This window comes from Terrimonas ferruginea DSM 30193, assembly GCF_000425585.1.
GTDB lineage: Bacteria > Bacteroidota > Bacteroidia > Chitinophagales > Chitinophagaceae > Terrimonas > Terrimonas ferruginea.
Genome location: NZ_KE384399.1, coordinates 111,790 through 129,234 on the forward strand (window position 1 = coordinate 111,790; position 17,445 = coordinate 129,234).

Here is a 17,445-nt window from a genome sequence, read left to right on the forward strand (position 1 = left end):
CAATATGGACAACGAAGCAATATTGATACAATGGATGGAAGAATGCCGCAACGGACGGGCGGATATCCGTACCGAAACCCTGGTGGCACAGGCCCTGCAGCAAGGTTTGCGGCTCCGTGATGTGCTGGCTTCCAACAGCGGTTTTTTCCTGCGCGAATATGCGCCGGATCTGCTGGATATAACATTGGAAGGTTCGCAGCCTTACCGCTCTTATCTGCAACTCGAATTATCCCGCCCGGGTTTCTATGATATGTTGCCCGAAGGGATGTTTTTTCAACCCGGACAAAGCGGCGAAGAAGTATTGAACATGGCGCAATCTTCACGCAATGGAGCCATTCGTGAAAAAGAGATCCGCAAGTTCTTTCGTCCGTTTGAAAATGAGTTCTTTTACCAGCAGGTACAGTTGGAAAAAAATGAAGCTGCTTTATTAGGCGGCTGGCAGGAAGGTGCGTTGCAGGAGTTTTTCCGTACCTTCTGGAATATACCGGATGGTTTGCCGTCCGCGACGGTGGCTTCCTTGCTTGTGCTGATTCCTTACGCACATAAAATTGCCGGCGATATGGAACTGATGCAGGATTGCCTGCGCTTCCTGCTGCTGGAAGAAGTAAAGGTGGTACGCCGTTACAGTGAAGAAGAACCTGTTCCCGCCGGACTCGGAGGATTGGAGTTGGGCCGTGATATGATTTGCGGCACCACGTTCCGCGAAGATTACCCGGTGCTGGAATATGTGATAGGTCCCTTGCGCAACAGCAGGGTGACACAATATACCGAAGGAGGCAGCCATGCATTGATCCTGGAAACATTCAACAGATTCTTTGCACCGGTGGAAGCCGATATTATATTTACCGTAGAGATCAACCGCAGCGAAGCGGATATGACATTGAGTGAAGAAAGTGAAATAGTGTTGGGATATTCATCTGTTTTATAAAATCATTACCACCACCCAAGAATAGCGCAACAATGATGGAAAAATGGTTAACACCTGATATCGGACGCTTGTTTTCAATACTGGGCATCGGCTTCATCAGCCTGGCTGTGGTCATGGGTTTTGTGGTCAACAAAATCCGTGGCGCATTCAAACCTTTTGCACGCAACACGCTGATATATGTAGTAGTTGCGGCTGCAATTATCGGGCTTACCGGTTTTGTAATGGCTCTCTCCTGGTTCAATAGTTACCTGCAATATTTTATATTGATGCAGGGATTGTTTCTTGCTTTTGGTATCATCAACGTATGGAGTATGCGCCGCTTTCTGAAATGGGTGGATGCAGATTCATTCTGGGCCGAGATGTTGTTGTCACTGGCCGTCACTTTGCTTGGCTGTATCTTCTTCATCATGACCTTCCGGGTGGTGAACAGGGAAGGGCTGGAATTCGCCATGGCTACGGCCGGCATTTGTTTCCTGCTGCCGCGTATTGTTTACCAGACCTATCTTACCGCCCTCGATATCCGTCCGAAAATTTTGCGCCAGTGGCATTATCCCGTGCATGAATCGGTGGCAGAACCCGACTTGGGCAAACTACGGAACCTGCTGGTGATCAGTTTTGAATTTCAGAAAAAACCTACCGATAAATATTTTACCAATTTCCGCGCGAAAGCACCGGTGGACATGGAGTTTGGTCAGTTGTTTTATTATTTCATCAATGACTACAACGACCGTCACGCCAACGACACCATCCGCTATGTGAGTGAAAGCGGCGCACCATCGGGATGGATTTTTTATAAAAAACCCAAATGGTATCATCTCATCACCCGATACATCGATGCAGACCGGACCATTTTTGTCAATAAGATAAAAGAAAACGATATCATCATCTGTAGTCGCATATCATAAACCGAAAATCAAGACACATGACCGATCCGAAGGAATTTCTCTACGTCAACTGGGTTGACGGCATGAAGATCAACAAGACGCATTTTATCGGTGATCAGCAGGCTGCGGTCTACCGCGAAGCGCAGGGTAATACGATCCTCCTGAACGACCATAACTATGGTTTGCTTCCCTTGCCTGCCTTGTCGGAGGGCATCAAACTCTGGCTCAATGCCGATAACCAGCATAACGTTACGTTGCGCGTAATGGATTGCCGCATGGTTACCCGCGGCGGACATGTGATCGTGCTGCAACAGGACACCGCGCTTTCCTCCGTAGAACTGCAGGCTGAAATTCCGGGACTGAAAACAAGACTCGAGGCTTCCGGCGGCCAGAAGATATTTTATTATATCGTATTGGCCGTTGATCCCTACGCTCGCGTAGCAGTAGGGCAGGCTACACGCGAAACGCCTCCGCGTCTGCCGCATGTCATTTCCCAATACTCCCTGCACCTGATGCCGGTGGATGAAACCAACCCGCACAGCCTCGGCGGATACCAGGTGCCTGTAGGACGTTTGATCGTGGAAGAACAACGCGTGAGTCTTGACGAAGAATACATTCCGCCGGTGGCCGCCGTTAACGCACACCAGAGCCTGCTGGAAGTACACGCTGCCACGGAACTGTTTTTAGGAAAAATGGAACGCTGGTCCTTGCAGATCGTTCAAAAAATCCTGCAGAAAAAACAAGACAACGACCTGGCTATTTCCGTACAGAAAATTTGTGAAAACGTACTGGTATATCTCGCAGCACAAACACCTTCCTTACGCCCGGCATTTCTTCATCAGCCGCCGGTTCACCTCATCGGCAGTGTAAGCGGTTTGGCGAGGCTGATCAAGAATTCACTGGACATTTTCCTGGGAACGATCAAGGAGGAACTCATCAACTACCTCACCGAATGGTGTGGTGTGTCGCAGGGAGAAGTGGAAAGCAGTATTACCGAACTGTGTAACAATAATTATCATCACCTCGATATCAAAACCTCGATCGACCGGCTCGAAGATTTTACGCGTACCATGTCGCTCGTATTCTCCAGCCTGGCAGGTCTTGATTATATCGGTAAGAAACGCGAAACCGGCATCTTCGTTAAAGAGCAGGCCATTCTGCCCGATGCCGATTTCCAGGAAAAAAGACGCAACAGTTTCCTGGCTGAGTAAATCTGTTTAACCTAAACAACGAACCAATGGCTCAAGTACTGAATGCACGAGAAAGAAATCACGCCTTCTGGAAATTCCTCGCCTTCTTTTTACTGGCTGTGCTGATGATTGTCGGTGCGGTATATTTTGATACACGCATTCCGCATAAGGATAATGAAATGCTTCGCGAAGAAGTAGGCCGCTACCGTACGCAGGCGCAGGCACAGGAAAAATTTGTCAAGAACATGGACGATGCCAAAGTGATGATCGATTCGTTGAAGAAGCCCGGCACCAACCTGGTGTACCTCAACCAGCAGATAGCGGCCAAAATACGCGAGCTGTCCGATCTTCAATACAAAGACAGCAGTATGTATGCCCGGTTGAATAAAGATGTGATCGATGTATTTCTTCGTTACCAGGAGGCGGTGAATCAAACCGTGTCGATGGGCAACGTGCCGCAGGAGCTGAACGAGTACAAAACGAAGTATGCCGAAACGCAGCGTGACCTGCAGAATGCATTAAGAGACCTGGATATGTGCCGCAGAGCGAATAATGCCGCTACGGATTTTTAGCGGTGGCATGGTTGGGAGGCGTTTTGAGTTTTACTCTTCCCGCCGCCACATATTTAGATTTCCAGTAAGGTTCATCCAAATTGGCAATGCTTACACCATAAGTGGAGGAAGAATTGACGAACCGCCGGTTGCCGAGATAAAGTCCGACATGTGAAATCACTTTGCCTTTCATGGTGCGGAAGAAAACGAGATCGCCTTCCGCTAAATAGTGACGGCTGCCGAAAGGTTCTATATTATCGGTGAAAAATTGTTGAACAGAGGTGCGTGGAATTTCGATGGCATATACATCTGAGAGAAGGCGCTGGATGAAAGCGGAACAGTCGATGCCTTTTTTAGTAGTGCCGCCCCAGAGATACGGCGTATGCAGCCAATAGTCGATGAAGCGGTAGAGTTTGAGATTGAGTGCGCTGTCCGGTGGTGTTTTGAGATAACCCGAATACTTCGCCTGGATGGCCTGGTCTTCGGCAGACAACACCGCCTTGGGCTCCGGTACCGCCGCATAAAGCGTGTCTTCTGTTTTGATGATAATGGTACTGTAATCCTTCTGCGCTTTGCGCGATGAATGGCAGGAAAATTGAGTGAAGGCCACGAGGCTGAGAACGATAAGAGTAATGGTTCGCATGAGAGGTTGTTTGATAGTTACCACGTTCATTATAAAACCGTAGCGGGTTTCCCGAAACCAATAACATACCAAATTTACGAATTGCTGTTAAATCTGATTTTATGCCTAAAAGAAAATTAACAGGATCCTACCTCGACGAAAAAGTTGTGTTGTCGATGATCGCCGTGGCCGTCGTATCCTTTTTTGTTATGGCATATAAATTCAAGACGCACAAGCCTTGCGGCGATTTTACCATCAACAGTTATGCGTTGCATTATCACGCAGGCGAAGTGGTTCGTTTTGAAACGACCAGTAAGAATTTCTCCCGCTGGCGTTGGAATTTCGGTGACGACCAAAGTAATGAAACAACAGTCGGTTCGGTAGCGCATGCCTATGATGTGCCCGGCGAATACACGGTGACAGTAACCGTTGACGGCGGTTGTACCGAATACAGAACGGTGCTGATATCGCCGGCTCCCGTGGTAAAAGACCCTTTGCTGACACCGAAGATCCTCTGTCCCCAATCTGCTGAAGTGGGCAAGCCTGTTGTGTTTTCCGACAGCACCGTTGGTGCAGGTCAGTGGGAATGGCGCTTTGGTGAAACGGCCACCATCGATGCCACCAGCCGGTCAGCCTCTTATGTATATACTTCCCCCGGATTGAAAACCGTTTCGCTGATCGTGAATAACGATCCGCGACAGACCGCTATCTGCAAGATTGTAGTGAACACGCCCGCGCCGGATCCATTACCCAAACAGGCACCGAAGCCATCGGGTGGAGGAGGGGTGATCATCGTTCCAGCCAAACCCAGTACCAGTCCGTTGAATGAACAGTTGCCCACTACTTCGCAACCCGCAGCGCCGCCCCAGATCGTGCGCGCCCCGGATATCTCACGCGAACAATTTGAAACGGAATTGAAAGCGGTGGCGAACGGCTACAAGAACGCCGAAAGCTTTGCCAAATACCTCTGCGACAACCTCAATATACAAGTGAGTCTCAACGGCTCCGAAGTCACTTTCACCGAATTATGTAACAAGATCGCATCATTGAAAAGCTCCAAGAAGATCAAGCGGTTAAATGTACAACTGGTGAAAAACGAGCGCTCCAACTGCATTGTGGCGCTTGTCGTAAACCTCAAAAAGCGCGAGAACCTGCTTGAAAAAGTGTTTTAGAACATTTTGATTATTATCGGGAAAAACCCTCAATTATTGTTTGTGGCATAATTCCTGTTTGGCAATTGGCGAGTTAAACCTCATTCATATTCAGAAGCTTGACTATATATGAACGACAAGTTTCCGTCAACAAAATTTTTTTGTTGCTATAGCTAGTTCGTTTATCTTGTATACACAAGCTACTCTTTATAAAACCAACGCTAAAGAGCATGCCACAGCTTGAATCATATGGAATCGACGGCCATGATTTCTTCGAATCACCGTATGAAAAAGTTGTGGAGATCCCTTTTAACCGCGTTTTATTTACCGGTAAGTTTACCGATGTAAATCCCACCAAACCGGAGCTCGCACAGGAGGTGCGCTCCCTTTCTCAGTTGTTTGAATATTATAAACCCGTTGTAAAGGTTCCTTTCCGCAATGCGGCAGGAAAGACTGTCACTGAATCATTCCGGTTTCATTCGATCGATGATTTTGCCGTACGGGCAATGGAAGGTCAGAGTAATTATATCAGTGCATTGGAAACGAAACGGGCGCAGCAACAGAAAATGATACGTCAGCTTCGTTCCAATACACAACTGCAACAGGTACTCAACGATCCGGAGCAGTGGGAAGCGCTCCGCGAGAAATTGTTGTCGTTGTCTAAGAAAATGAAACGCTGAGCATTATATATTAATATGCAATCAACAGCAACCTATACTGACACCATCGGCGATCAACTGCAGTCACTGCTGCAGACACTCTTCAATGATGTGAGTATCTTTTTAACGGAAGATCCGGTAACAGGTGAACTGTCTTGCGTATCTGAAGAAAAGGATAGCGCTGCCGCGCAGGAACAACAATCAGCGATACAATTATGGACGGCATTGCTGCAGGAAAAAGGCACTGTAGAACAACTGATCGGCTATTGCCACGAAGAGCTTTATGCTACAGAACAGGCACTGACACTGGCCCGCAAACAATTGCTCGACGCGGTGAGGCCAATTGAAACAGGCTACCGCAGTGCGGCCATGTTTTTTGAAAATGCCGGTGAACAGGAAGTTACACATGCAGTTTTTCTGAATGCTTCGCTGGAGCAGTTAGCTGATGCAGACAATGTTTCGTTTTTACAGGCCGTAAGCAAAGAGTTCATTGATAAATATGACCGTCTCGATCTGAGTGATAATTATAGCATGCTGGTGATACCCGGCTACCTGGGAAGTACCGCGGCTGTCGATCGCTGGGCGAAAGTGGCACATGGCAGCAAGGTGATGCTGATCACAGATTTTGCCAACCTGGATAAGCCGGATGACGTGATGGAATTGTTTGACGAAGCCGGACTCACAGGCCCGGATGTCTTCCGGTCGAATGTGATCATGACCTGCAACTGGCTGGTAGGCCGCGGGCGATATACTATATATGGAGAAGAAGAACATTTATACATACCACCTTCGGCGGCACTGGCCGGAAGGCTTTACAAAACGGTAATGTCGCAGGTAGTAGCCGGCCGGCGTTTTGGCATCATTCATGACGCACGGGGCGTTAGGTTTCCCTTGCGGAAAGAAGAAGTAGCCGGACTGGAAAAGCTGGGATTGATACCGATGGTAAAAGAACAGAACCAGATCATTGCATTCTCGGCGCGTACCTTGTTTACAGGAGAAAACCTTGGACTGCAAACCTACTCAGTGGTGCGTGTATTTGATTATGTGATTAAAGTATTGATGGATTATTTAAATCGTAAGTCCTTCGAAAACTTTAACTCACGCACGAGAAAGGAACTGAATGCCGAGATCGTTCGTTTCCTGGATAACGTAACGGGGGCAGGCAAGCTCATTGAGAATTTTTCGATCAGAAGATTTGAACAGGATCCGGCAAGAAAGGACAGGGTGTACCTGGATATTCATCTAACACCTTATTTTCCTGCCAAAACATTTTTGCTCAAACTGGAAGGACATAAAGAGAAAGAAAGTCAGGAAAAAACGGATTGGACATCAAGATATCAACAGGAAGCAGCGTTTGCGTAAAGCCGGCGATCACAGGCGGGTAGTAAGTAGTAAGTAGTAAGTAGTAAGTAGTAAGTAGTAAGTGAATACAGAAGTATTGACGATTGACGATTCACTATTCACTATTCACCCGCTTCACAACCATGTTTTTATTTTTTATTGGTCTTTATACCATTTATTTTTTAACCTTAAATCTCACATTTATGTCATTCAAAGCAAAACTGAAAGTGGCGGGAGCCGAAGTAAACGTGCTTAACTGTCACTATGCAATGAAACAGGAAACCGACGCAACAGGTCGTCCTTCTTCTATCACAAGAGGCGGTAAGATCACCCTGACCGTAGAGTCTACCGGTGATACAAAGTTCTTCGAGTGGATGTGTAACAACTTCGAAAGAAAGGACGGATCGATCGTATTCTACAAAAGAGATTCTGAAGCTACCATGAAGGAGCTGAAGTTCACGGAAGGATACCTGATCGAGTACCGCGAAAATTATGACGCGGGTGGTGCTAATCCCATCACAGAGACATTCACCATCAGTGCCCGTGAAATGTCAGCAGGCAACGGTTCTCACGCCAACGAATGGGTGAAGAACTAATAAGCGCTTTTTATGCAACAGGCAGTTTTTAACTGCCTGTTGTTTTCCACTCAACCATTCCAAGCGGCCGTCTTCCGGCCGGAATTTTTAAAGCATTGGTGTATGTCATTTATTGCAAAACTTACGATCGACGGGGAGGACAGCAATGTGCTCTATTGCAATTTCCGGTTTACACAGGTAACCGATGCAACAGGCCGGCCCTCATCCAAACCTCAGGGAGGTTCTATTGCACTCACCGTGGAAAGCACCGGCAAAGCTGATCTCTTCGATTGGATGATCAGTCCCACGCAGACAAAAAGTGGTATCATCACTTTTTACCGGCGTGATACGATGAGCAAACTTAAAACGCTCAATTTCTCCGACGCTCATTGCGTCGATTACCAGGAAGAATACCGCCACGACGGACAGTTTCCCATGCAGGTAACGGTATTGCTCAGCGCAAAAGAACTGAAGCTGAACGATTCCAGTTTCAAGAACAACTGGCCGGGTTGATTTTTATCTCCCTTCGATAAACGCAAGTCACAATGGAAGAATCAGGTCACTACTACACCGTCTACTACACTTCACTGGCCGCAGGCTTCGACGAGAAGCTCGCTTACCGCCATGCTGTGCTGGCCCAGATGCCCGATGAGGTAGCCTGGTTCGATGCCGCGCATATTCATATACTTTATTGCAAAACACCTGCCAGCCGGGCCTTGTCTTCTACGCAGTCTTCCGCCTCAGGCGGTGGCCAATCGATATGGGAACGCTCGCGCAATTTTGTATCCGATCAGATCGACCGCGTAACGAAACCCGTACGCGAGGGCCTGAACGACAGGGAAACAAATCTCGGCGGCGCCAGCCAATCGATCCCCAATGACTGGCGGCATTCGGTTGAATACAACCTGCACGCACTTGCACCCAACAATGCAAGCAACCTTGTACGCAGCTCTGATTTCCAACGGAAAAAAACAACAGAACAACTCGATGCAGAACATCCCGCTTCATTGAAGTTTGGTATGTTGCTGCACAGGCTTGGCGATTCCTACTCGCACAGCCGTATCGAGAACTCAAAAGAAATGTATACCGTCAGTACGCGCGATACACGTTGGGATTGTGTGCCGGTAAAAGGTTTAAAAGATGACAACCTCGGACACGGTACGCACCTGACTTTTCCCGACAATCCGCTACTGCGCCAGGGAATTTTTTTTCTGTATCTTTTTAACCTGTATGAAGTGATGCAGCGGAAAGTGCGGCAATATCCCAATCTCCGCCGCAATCCCGCTACCACGCTGAGTTTTGAAGCACTCAAAGCGCGTTACCAGAAAATGTTCAACGACACACTCTTTTCGCCATCCAGCTACTTCAAAGACCCTTCTTTGAAAGAACAACTGATGGAAGCCATCCGCCGCGATTGTCAATCCACACTGGGTGTGCAAATGGAAAGCTACCGGCCTGAACGTTTTCAGACACAAACATTACAACAGTTCCTCGATCAGCATCGCGAACTCAACGATCTGAATATCGGCGAACAGAAACTGAAATCAACCCTGGAGTCCATGCGGCCGGAACTGACTCATGCAGATCAGATGACAGAGTTCTTCCAGTCGATGACACCCGATCAGCTCAAAGCCTGGCAACAGGCAGAGGCTGCAAAAGCAGGCATTAATTTGAATAACATAAACATGAATAACCTGTGGCCGGGCCGGTAGCATCCGGACATTGCCTATGATATAATTGTTGGCAAAAACCTGCTACCAGCCTCCCGGGTATATATTTTAAAACCATAAACGATACATTTTTTTATGGCGCAGCTCGTAGATAGCACAATCAGCATCAACGGAACTCCGATCAGCCAGTTCTCGTCTTTTACCCTGTCACAGGGTATATTTGAACACCACACATTCAGACTGATCTGCCCTGCCGAATCCGTTGACGGCACTTCCGGCGTATTCACTTCTTCGCGCGATATGATGGGCGCTACGCTCACCGCGCAGATCAAAGCCGACGATCTCTCCGGTGCACAACTCAAATTCTCCGGTGTCGTTACCCAGGTGGAAACGGCCCGCTTCGGCAGTTATCATGGTGATGTGGTGATCTCCGGATTCAGTCCCACCATTGTACTCGACAGCGGCCCGCATTGCAAAAGCTGGGAAAAGAAAGCCGTTAAAAATATCGCGCAGGATGTGCTGAAGTTTTTTCCGCAAAACCTGCTCAATCCCAAAGTAGCACCGCTGTACCCCGAAACATTGGCCTATACCGTGCAATACAAGGAAACTGCCTGGCAGTTTCTGCAACGTCTTTGCGCTACCTATGGTGAGTGGTTTTTTTACGATGGACAAAAACTGATCGTTGGCCCGCCCGCCGCTTCCGAAAAAGCTTCGCTGGTTTTCGGCAGCAACCTCAGCCGTTTCAACATGGCGTTGCAGGTGCGCCCCGCTGATATGCAGATGATGGCCTGGGATTACATGAACAGTGAAGTATATACGAGTTCGCCCGATGGTATCGAGAACAAAGCCGGTCTTAATGATCTTGGCAAACACGTACTGCAGGCAAGCCGTACTGTGTACGGTTCTCAACCCAAATCATGGAACAATCATTTCCTTACCAATAAAAAACAACTGGACGATGTAGTGAACATCCGTTCAGCCATGCGCAGCAGCAGCCATGTACGTTTCAATGGCAACAGCGGTCATCCCGGTGTGGCATTGGGCGGACAGGTGGAAGTATCGGGCAACAATGCCTTCGATGCCAGCTCGGAAGCCTACGGTGAGTTTACCGTCATTGCGGCCAATCACTTTGTGGATGGCCAGGGCAATTACAACAATGATTTTGTAGCCATACCGGCAAGCATCAAACTGCCGCCGGTATCGCCTTTCCCCGAACCACATTGCGAAACACAAAGCGCGATCGTTACCGACAACAACGATCCGCGCGGCATCGGACGTGTGCGTGTTAAATATCACTGGATGAACGGCGCGGAGAAAAGTCCCTGGATCCGCGTGACCACGCCGCATGCCGGCGGTGGTAAAGGGATGTATTTCATTCCCGAAGTAGGTGAGGAGATTATCTCCGGTTTTGAAGGCGACAGTGCCATCAAACCTTATGTGGTGGGTGCGGTCTATCACAGCAAAGCCAACAATGCTTTTGGTAATGCCGGCAACGATGTAAAAGCATTGCAAAGCCGCAGCGGAAACAAAGTAGTGTTGAACGATAAAGACGGTAGCGTGTTCATCGAAGATCAGAATGGCAACAACATTCTGATCGACGGTAAGGGCAACCTGAATGTGTTCAGTAAGGAAACGATGACATTCACCTGCGGTGAAGATGGGCTGAGCGTTATTACCATGAAGAAAGACGGCACTATCGACATCATGGGTAAAAATGTGACGATCGTGGGTACCGAGTCGGTTACCGCCGCTTCCGGTTCTGAAAGTTCGAACTCCGGCTTCACCGTGGTGCCCGATTCCGTGGATGTACTCGGTAAGCAATCCGTCAACATTATGGGGGAAACAGAAACCAATGTTACCGGCGGCACCATCACAGTGGCGGCATCCGGCGACACCAACGTACAAGGTGCCAAGGTTAATATCAACTGATGATCCATGCAGGAGAATGCTGTTAAACAACGGGTACGCCTTCTCGAGGCGTTATGGGAAGAAGAATCACGCCAGCCTGGGCGCGAACACATGCGCCTTGCCTGTATGATGGGCACCGGCACAGTCGACTACCGCATGATCAAAGGATTTGTAATGGTGCAGATGACCGTGGAAGCCGGTCTGCCTGATGTATTCCTTTGCAGTCATCACCCATTCCGCTCCCCGGAAAACTACGGACGTCAATTGGTGAACGGCATGAAGGATTATATCGATGCCTGGAACCAGCATGCACTCAGCGACGAACATGGCAAAGTGGAATGGTCACCCGAAGGTGACGAACAGGATGCCGATGAAGTTTATTTTACCCGTAACCTCAATAAACTCGCCGAATCATTGCAGGTTACCGGCGAAGGCGAAGATTACCTGGTAATGGCCTTGATGCCGGAGCCCAACTACGCGCCAACAGAATTTGTAAAATGGCTCGATGCCATATTGAAAGCTGGTGTGAGCGGCAAAGTCCGCCTACTCGTTTTCGATCTCTATGGTAGTCATTTATACGAAGGACTGGAGAAAAGTTATAAAGACATTTTCGTACGGCTTTATCCCGATCTCGATATGCCGGGGGCGATGAGCCAGATAGCCGAACAGGCCATGGTTACCGCGGTAAGGCCGGAAGACAAAGCCATTGCCTCCTTTCAGAAAAACTTGTTGGAATTAAACAAAGCGATCGGCCGTGGCGAAGAAAGAGATATTGAATTGTACCGCGACGAATGTTTGCGGATCGCTATTCAGCAACAATGGCCGCACATGGAAGCCGTGGTACATTTTTTCACACACGGCTATTTTATGGCCACCGAAAAATACGAACGTGCCGCTACCGAAATCGATCAGGCAATAAGCCGCGCCGATGTAGCCGTAGCCGAGGCAAAGATCGAAGACAAGGCATTGATCGTACAATACAGGATTACCAAAGCCAATATGTTTTTGCTGCGCGAAAAATACGAAGAGGCAGAAAACGGTTATGCCGAATGCATCGAAAAGTATCGCGACAGTGGCGACAACGTGGTGCTCACAGGCATTCACCAGATGATGGGCATGTGTCAGCGCAAACAGGGAAAAGTAAAAGCCGCACGCAAAACCTTTGCCGATGGCTGGTTGCTGGTGAAAGATGATAAAGCTTATGTGGATGGAAATGCCATGTCGCGTTTCTATGCACAACAGATGATGAAAGCCGGTATGGACCGTATTGCAGAATACCGCGACTGGTTCGAAGACCTGGAAAAACGCTGGGGCAAACGCTGGTATATGCAAATGCCGGACGGCAAACAAAGCATGAAAAAAAGAGAGCAGCAGATCTTCGACGATGCACTGCTGGTGGATCAATAAAAAGAACGTATGAAGTTTTCAAAACGATATTTTCTGATAGCGGCCATAGCGGGATTTTTTGGTTGTACCAATAAAACACCTGCGAAAGATTTCTCCGGTTACCAACCGGCTGAAGGAAAAGTTTCTTATGTATATGGTGGCGCTATCAGAACCAAACGTGGTTATACGGACCCGGGTTATCGTGTGGTGTACACACCGCCTGGTACCGACAAACCATTGACCGTGGATGCGAAACTGGTGTTAAAAGATTATGAGAAAGGTGAAACCGTTCCCATTTTCTACAACCCGGCCAATCCAGCGGATGTAGTGACGGATGTGAAATAAGTTTTTTTACTGGCAACCTCTGAAAAGCGTTATGGCATTACGTATTACAGTTCCCCCTCCGGTTAAGCAGCCATCCGTACAACCGATGACGGCTGCCAAGCATTTTGATATTGTGCTCGGCCTCGACTTTCATATGTTACGAGTACCGTTCTTTATCACGCCTTGTCCCATCACACCGTTTGGTGCATTGGTATTTGATCCGATGGATTACATCCACGTAACCATTCCGGCAATGCCCACTTATACCGAAGGCAAAGGCTTCTCGCTGCAGCCCGCGCCCATGGGAGGAACCGTTACGGTAAATGGTTTTTACAGAGGTGGCGCCACTACCAGCCTGCTCGGTATGCCACCGACCATGCCGCCGATCCCTGCGAAATTCAAAGGTGCCAGCGCCATCGCCAAAAAACTGAGCCTGCTGCACCTGGTACTACCCAAACCTTTATTCTGGTTCCCTTTTCTTGCACCACATGACGGACAGATCAGCATGGGCAGTTCAACCGTTATTTCCCAGGGCTTGAAGCAGAGCACACACATGGATCCGGCCTGGAGTTGCAATGAGCTGGGAAAAATTTTGATGAACAGTCCCACGGCGCTGTACAACGACTATGCTACGCGCATCATGATCGTGCTGCCGCTCGGACGGCCTGTGATCGTTGGTGGTGCACGTGTATATCCCGAAATGGGATTGGCCGATCTGATCAATGCGCTGATCATGATGGGCATTCTGAAAGGTGGCGGCAAACTGGCGCGCAAAGGATTAGGCAAAGCGTTGACCAAACTCAACAAAGCACTCAGCAAGAAATTTCCGAAGTACAGTAAATTCGGCGCCCGCATACAACCGAAGTTGTGTAAATACCTCGGCGAACCGGTGGACGCAGCGAGTGGTCACATGGCCAGCCGCCTCGAAGGATTTTCATTACCCGGACCTATTCCCTTTACCTGGGAAGCAAACTACTACAGTGATACCGCTTACGAAGGAAGCCTTGGTAAAAGTATTATTCATACCTACGATATCAGTATGAAAATACTGGAAGAGGAAGGATTGGTATTGATCAACGACTCACACGGAAGAGGTATCGCTTTCTCCGCTTTGTCGCCCGGGCAAAGCGAATTCAACGCGGTTGAAAAATACCAATTGCACCGCGATATCGACAACGGAGAGTATTATGTCAATAACAAAGAAGGACTTTATTTTTATTTCCATAATGCGGCAGATAAAGACGGATTGAAGCCCGTTCGCAGTATCGTTAACCGCAATGGATTTGCCATCCGTTTTCAATACGATACCAACGGCCGCCTGAAAGAAATTACCGACAGTGCGGGCCGTCAGATATTGGTGCACAACGATGACAATGGCCGGATCGCTTCACTGGAAATTCCGCATCCATCGGGAGAAGGAACCTTTACGCCGATCGCATACACTTACGATGCAGAAGGCCGCATGATCCGCATGACGGATGCAGATGGGTACAGTGATGAGTTCGGATGGGATAAAACATACATGGTAACGCGGAAATTCAAAGAAGGAACGCAGTTCTCCTTTACCTATGACCGCGAAGGAAGATGTACGGCAGCGGAAGGACCGGAAGGTTTGTTCAGCTATTTCTTCGACTACCAGCCCGGTCATACGATCGTTACCAACAGCCTCGGCAAAGAAAGTCATTACTATCACCGCAAGGGATTGGTGATCCGCCAGATCAATCCCGAAGGCGGAGAAAAAATATTTACCTACGATGGCGACCATAACCTGATGGCGGAAAAAAATGAGATTGGCATTGTACATACTTTTGAATACGACGAGGCCGGCAACGTGGTGAAAATGGGACTTCCCGGCAGAGGGGAAGCATCCATGACCTACAATGACAAGCATTTGCTAACCTCTACCAGGTTGCCCAACAATGCAACATGGGAATACAAATATGATGAAGCCGGGAATGTACTGGAGACGATCAATCCCGAGGGCGAAACGATGAAATATACGTACCACAACGGATTGCTGCAAACCATTTCCGCCAATGAAGCGGCTACTGAATTCTGGTACGACAGGCAGTACAACCTGGCGGAAGCAAAACTGCCGGCAGGAAAAGGATTGGTAAAATTTACCTACGATGAGCTTGGCAATTGCGTCAAGATCACCGATCCGCAGAATAACCATCATATCAGGCGTTATGATCTGAAAGGCCGTGTAACACAACTGATCGATCCCGACGGCGATATGCGCCGCTTTGCTTACGATGCCAATGACAACATTGTGTCGGCAACAGACAACTATGTGAACGTACAGGTAGCTTATAATTTCTTTGGTGACATTGTAAAGAGAATTCAGGGTGGTATTGAAGTGAACCTCGCTTACGACAAGGAAGGCCAGCTGCAATATGTCCGGAATGAATTCAATGAATATTATCTCTACGAATATGACGGCGATGGGAATGTGATCAGCGAAACAGGGTTTGATGGATTAACACGCCGCTACTTCCGCGATCTCTCGGGTCAGGTGGTGCAGGTGGAAAAGCCCGGCGGCAGGAATACCCGCTATGCTTATAACAGCGACGGCAAACCTATTCATATTTTATATTCCGACGGTACGCGTGATAGTTTTGAATACGATGTGATGGGTAATATGTTGCAGGCCATCAATGATCAGCAGACTGTTGCTTTTCAGCGCGACTTGCTGGGCCGTGTGATCAAAGAAACACAAGGTGAAGACTGGATCAAAAATGTTTTCAATAAAAATGGCGTGCGTGAGCGACTACAGAGTAGTCTTGGTGCAGACATCATCGCGCAACTGAATATACAAACCGGACTGCCTGAGCTGGTAAGAGCAGGTTCGTATGAAGCGCGGATGCGGTATGATAAGAAAGGCCAGCTCATTGAAAGGGAAATGAACGGCGATATCCGCGAGAAATTTGAATACGATAAAAAAGGACGGCTGGTTAACCAGGAAACCTTGCAGGAGAAGCGTACACGTCATCGCCGCCAGTATACCTGGGAGGGAAGCAACCGTTTGAAAAAAGTAGTTGACACGGAAACAGGACAAAAACAACTCGTACACGATGTGCATGGCAACCTGGCGGAAGTGATTTACAGCAGCGGCAATGTTGAATACCGTGTGCCGGACGTAGCAGGTAATCTCTTTGAAACAAGGGACCGTCATGACAGGAAATACGGCAAAGGCGGTCGTCTGCTCACATCCCGGCATGGTACTTACGAATATGATGAAGAAGGCCGCCTGGTCCGTAAAACGGAACGCAACGGCGGTGTGTGGGAATATGAATGGAACGGCGCCGGTATGTTGCAAAAAGTAATCCGTCCGGACAAAGGAGAAGTGACATTCGGCTACGATGCCCTGGGACGCAGGATTTGGAAAAGATACAAATCCACGATCACGCGCTGGATATGGGATGCAAATGTACCCTTGCATGAATGGAAAGAATTCGAAGCAAGGGAAAGCAATGCCAATGATCTCATTACCTGGATCTTTGAACAGGACAGCATGGTGCCTGTGGGTAAAATCAAAGGCGGGAAATCATACAGTATTATAGCCGATCACCTTGGAACGCCGATCAAAAGTTATAATGAAGCCGGCGACATGGTCTGGAGCCGTGAATTGAACAGTTATGGTCAGGCGGTGATGCTGAAAGGCGAAGAAGGATTTTGTAACTATCTTTATCAGGGGCAATACGAAGATCCGGAAACGGGACTGGCCTATAACCGCTTCCGGTACTATGCGCCCGAGGAAGGCATGTATATCAGCCAGGATGATCTGCGGCTGGCGGGAGGTATGGCATTGTACGGATATGTGCATGACCCGGCAGGCTGGATCGATCCGTTTGGTTTCTCCTGTACAAAAGCATTACGGAAGAACATCAACAAGGCGCAGCGGGAGTTGAAGAAGAAGGGATACATGAAGCGCGCATGGCGGAAAGAAAAAGGATCGGCGGCACACCACATCGTGGCCGGTGATCATACCAACGTGGATGCACAAAGAGCGCGGGATATCCTTGATCGCAACAACATTGATGTAAACAGTGCAGAGAATGGTATCTATCTGCGGCACATGGATCCGAACAGTACACAGCCTGGTGCATACCACAGAGAGATCCACACCAATGAGTACTTCCAGAATGTGGCGGACAGATTGGAAATGGCTGAAACGCTCGGAGGGCGTGACGGCGTGCTGTCGGAACTGGAATCGATACAAAACGATCTATTGTTTAATAATAAGATTTGGTAGT

At 48.5% G+C, this 17,445-nt stretch carries 15 protein-coding genes; 14 read left to right on the top strand and 1 reads right to left on the bottom strand.

Features of this window, described 5'->3' with window-relative positions; translation table 11 throughout:
• The first annotated feature begins 4 nt into the window (after nt 1-4).
• From H608_RS0114975 to tssO, 4 genes are read left to right on the top strand one after another with little or no spacing between them, the layout of a single operon-like run.
• Nucleotides 5-928: a hypothetical protein gene (locus H608_RS0114975; protein WP_038008651.1), complete on the top strand. Its 924-nt coding sequence runs from the start codon at nt 5-7 to the stop codon at nt 926-928.
• Nucleotides 929-963: 35 nt separating this feature from the next.
• Nucleotides 964-1,833 carry a TssN family type VI secretion system protein gene (locus H608_RS0114980; protein ID WP_028788390.1) on the top strand — a complete coding sequence of 290 codons (870 nt, stop codon included), beginning with the start codon at nt 964-966 and terminating at the stop codon, nt 1,831-1,833.
• A 17-nt stretch (nt 1,834-1,850) separates the two neighbouring features.
• Nucleotides 1,851-3,023 (top strand): hypothetical protein, encoded by a 1,173-nt coding sequence (locus H608_RS0114985; protein WP_028788391.1) that lies wholly within the window; start codon nt 1,851-1,853, stop codon nt 3,021-3,023.
• 26 nt (nt 3,024-3,049) lie between these two features.
• Nucleotides 3,050-3,574, top strand: a complete 525-nt coding sequence (gene tssO, locus H608_RS0114990) for a type VI secretion system TssO (RefSeq protein WP_028788392.1) — start codon at nt 3,050-3,052, stop codon at nt 3,572-3,574.
• Here tssO and H608_RS22545 read toward each other — a convergent pair.
• Nucleotides 3,561-4,196 carry a C40 family peptidase gene (locus H608_RS22545; protein WP_081658921.1) on the bottom strand — a complete coding sequence of 212 codons (636 nt, stop codon included), beginning with the start codon at nt 4,194-4,196 and terminating at the stop codon, nt 3,561-3,563. The genes tssO and H608_RS22545 overlap by 14 nt on opposite strands.
• Nucleotides 4,197-4,297: 101 nt before the next feature.
• Here H608_RS22545 and H608_RS0115000 point away from each other — a divergent pair, with 101 nt between their 5' ends.
• The 10 genes from H608_RS0115000 to H608_RS0115045 all read left to right on the top strand — a co-directional run bounded on the left by H608_RS0115000 (nt 4,298) and on the right by H608_RS0115045 (nt 17,444).
• A complete protein-coding gene (locus H608_RS0115000; protein ID WP_028788394.1) occupies nt 4,298-5,347 on the top strand; it encodes a PKD domain-containing protein in 1,050 nt (349 codons plus the stop codon).
• 209 nt (nt 5,348-5,556) lie between these two features.
• Nucleotides 5,557-6,006, top strand: coding sequence for a hypothetical protein (locus H608_RS0115005; protein ID WP_038008654.1), 450 nt, complete (start codon nt 5,557-5,559; stop codon nt 6,004-6,006).
• 15 nt (nt 6,007-6,021) lie between these two features.
• On the top strand, nt 6,022-7,347 hold the full coding sequence (locus tag H608_RS22550) for a hypothetical protein (protein ID WP_051268363.1): 1,326 nt from the start codon (nt 6,022-6,024) through the stop codon (nt 7,345-7,347).
• A 182-nt stretch (nt 7,348-7,529) separates the two neighbouring features.
• Complete coding sequence (gene tssD, locus H608_RS0115015) at nt 7,530-7,922, top strand: type VI secretion system tube protein TssD (RefSeq protein WP_028788396.1); 393 nt, start codon at nt 7,530-7,532, stop codon at nt 7,920-7,922.
• Nucleotides 7,923-8,024: 102 nt separating this feature from the next.
• Nucleotides 8,025-8,414 (top strand): type VI secretion system tube protein TssD, encoded by a 390-nt coding sequence (tssD, locus tag H608_RS0115020; RefSeq protein WP_028788397.1) that lies wholly within the window; start codon nt 8,025-8,027, stop codon nt 8,412-8,414.
• A 32-nt stretch (nt 8,415-8,446) separates the two neighbouring features.
• The gene (locus H608_RS0115025) at nt 8,447-9,613 is read left to right on the top strand and encodes a hypothetical protein (protein WP_028788398.1); all 1,167 of its coding nucleotides are present in this window, start codon (nt 8,447-8,449) and stop codon (nt 9,611-9,613) included.
• 93 nt (nt 9,614-9,706) lie between these two features.
• Entirely contained in the window at nt 9,707-11,500 is a 1,794-nt protein-coding gene (locus tag H608_RS0115030; RefSeq protein WP_028788399.1) for a type VI secretion system Vgr family protein, read from the top strand.
• A gap of 6 nt (nt 11,501-11,506) precedes the next feature.
• Nucleotides 11,507-12,886: a hypothetical protein gene (locus tag H608_RS0115035; protein ID WP_028788400.1), complete on the top strand. Its 1,380-nt coding sequence runs from the start codon at nt 11,507-11,509 to the stop codon at nt 12,884-12,886.
• A gap of 9 nt (nt 12,887-12,895) precedes the next feature.
• Nucleotides 12,896-13,210: a DUF3592 domain-containing protein gene (locus H608_RS0115040; protein WP_028788401.1), complete on the top strand. Its 315-nt coding sequence runs from the start codon at nt 12,896-12,898 to the stop codon at nt 13,208-13,210.
• A gap of 31 nt (nt 13,211-13,241) precedes the next feature.
• On the top strand, nt 13,242-17,444 hold the full coding sequence (locus tag H608_RS0115045) for an RHS repeat-associated core domain-containing protein (RefSeq protein ID WP_028788402.1): 4,203 nt from the start codon (nt 13,242-13,244) through the stop codon (nt 17,442-17,444).
• The last annotated feature ends 1 nt before the right edge of the window (nt 17,445 follow it).

What these genes read in the sequence shown, in the direction of transcription:
- H608_RS0114975 (WP_038008651.1), top strand. Translation starts at nt 5, where the DNA reads ATGGACAACGAAGCAATATTGATACAATGGATGGAAGAATGCCGCAAC.
- H608_RS0114985 (WP_028788391.1), top strand. Translation starts at nt 1,851, where the DNA reads ATGACCGATCCGAAGGAATTTCTCTACGTCAACTGGGTTGACGGCATG.
- H608_RS0115045 (WP_028788402.1), top strand. Translation starts at nt 13,242, where the DNA reads ATGGCATTACGTATTACAGTTCCCCCTCCGGTTAAGCAGCCATCCGTA.
- H608_RS0115030 (WP_028788399.1), top strand. Translation starts at nt 9,707, where the DNA reads ATGGCGCAGCTCGTAGATAGCACAATCAGCATCAACGGAACTCCGATC.
- H608_RS0115040 (WP_028788401.1), top strand. Translation starts at nt 12,896, where the DNA reads ATGAAGTTTTCAAAACGATATTTTCTGATAGCGGCCATAGCGGGATTT.
- tssO (WP_028788392.1), top strand. Translation starts at nt 3,050, where the DNA reads ATGGCTCAAGTACTGAATGCACGAGAAAGAAATCACGCCTTCTGGAAA.
- tssD (WP_028788396.1), top strand. Translation starts at nt 7,530, where the DNA reads ATGTCATTCAAAGCAAAACTGAAAGTGGCGGGAGCCGAAGTAAACGTG.
- H608_RS0115035 (WP_028788400.1), top strand. Translation starts at nt 11,507, where the DNA reads ATGCAGGAGAATGCTGTTAAACAACGGGTACGCCTTCTCGAGGCGTTA.
- H608_RS0115005 (WP_038008654.1), top strand. Translation starts at nt 5,557, where the DNA reads ATGCCACAGCTTGAATCATATGGAATCGACGGCCATGATTTCTTCGAA.
- H608_RS0115000 (WP_028788394.1), top strand. Translation starts at nt 4,298, where the DNA reads ATGCCTAAAAGAAAATTAACAGGATCCTACCTCGACGAAAAAGTTGTG.
- H608_RS22545 (WP_081658921.1), bottom strand. Translation starts at nt 4,196, where the DNA reads ATGCGAACCATTACTCTTATCGTTCTCAGCCTCGTGGCCTTCACTCAA.
- H608_RS0114980 (WP_028788390.1), top strand. Translation starts at nt 964, where the DNA reads ATGGAAAAATGGTTAACACCTGATATCGGACGCTTGTTTTCAATACTG.
- H608_RS22550 (WP_051268363.1), top strand. Translation starts at nt 6,022, where the DNA reads ATGCAATCAACAGCAACCTATACTGACACCATCGGCGATCAACTGCAG.
- tssD (WP_028788397.1), top strand. Translation starts at nt 8,025, where the DNA reads ATGTCATTTATTGCAAAACTTACGATCGACGGGGAGGACAGCAATGTG.
- H608_RS0115025 (WP_028788398.1), top strand. Translation starts at nt 8,447, where the DNA reads ATGGAAGAATCAGGTCACTACTACACCGTCTACTACACTTCACTGGCC.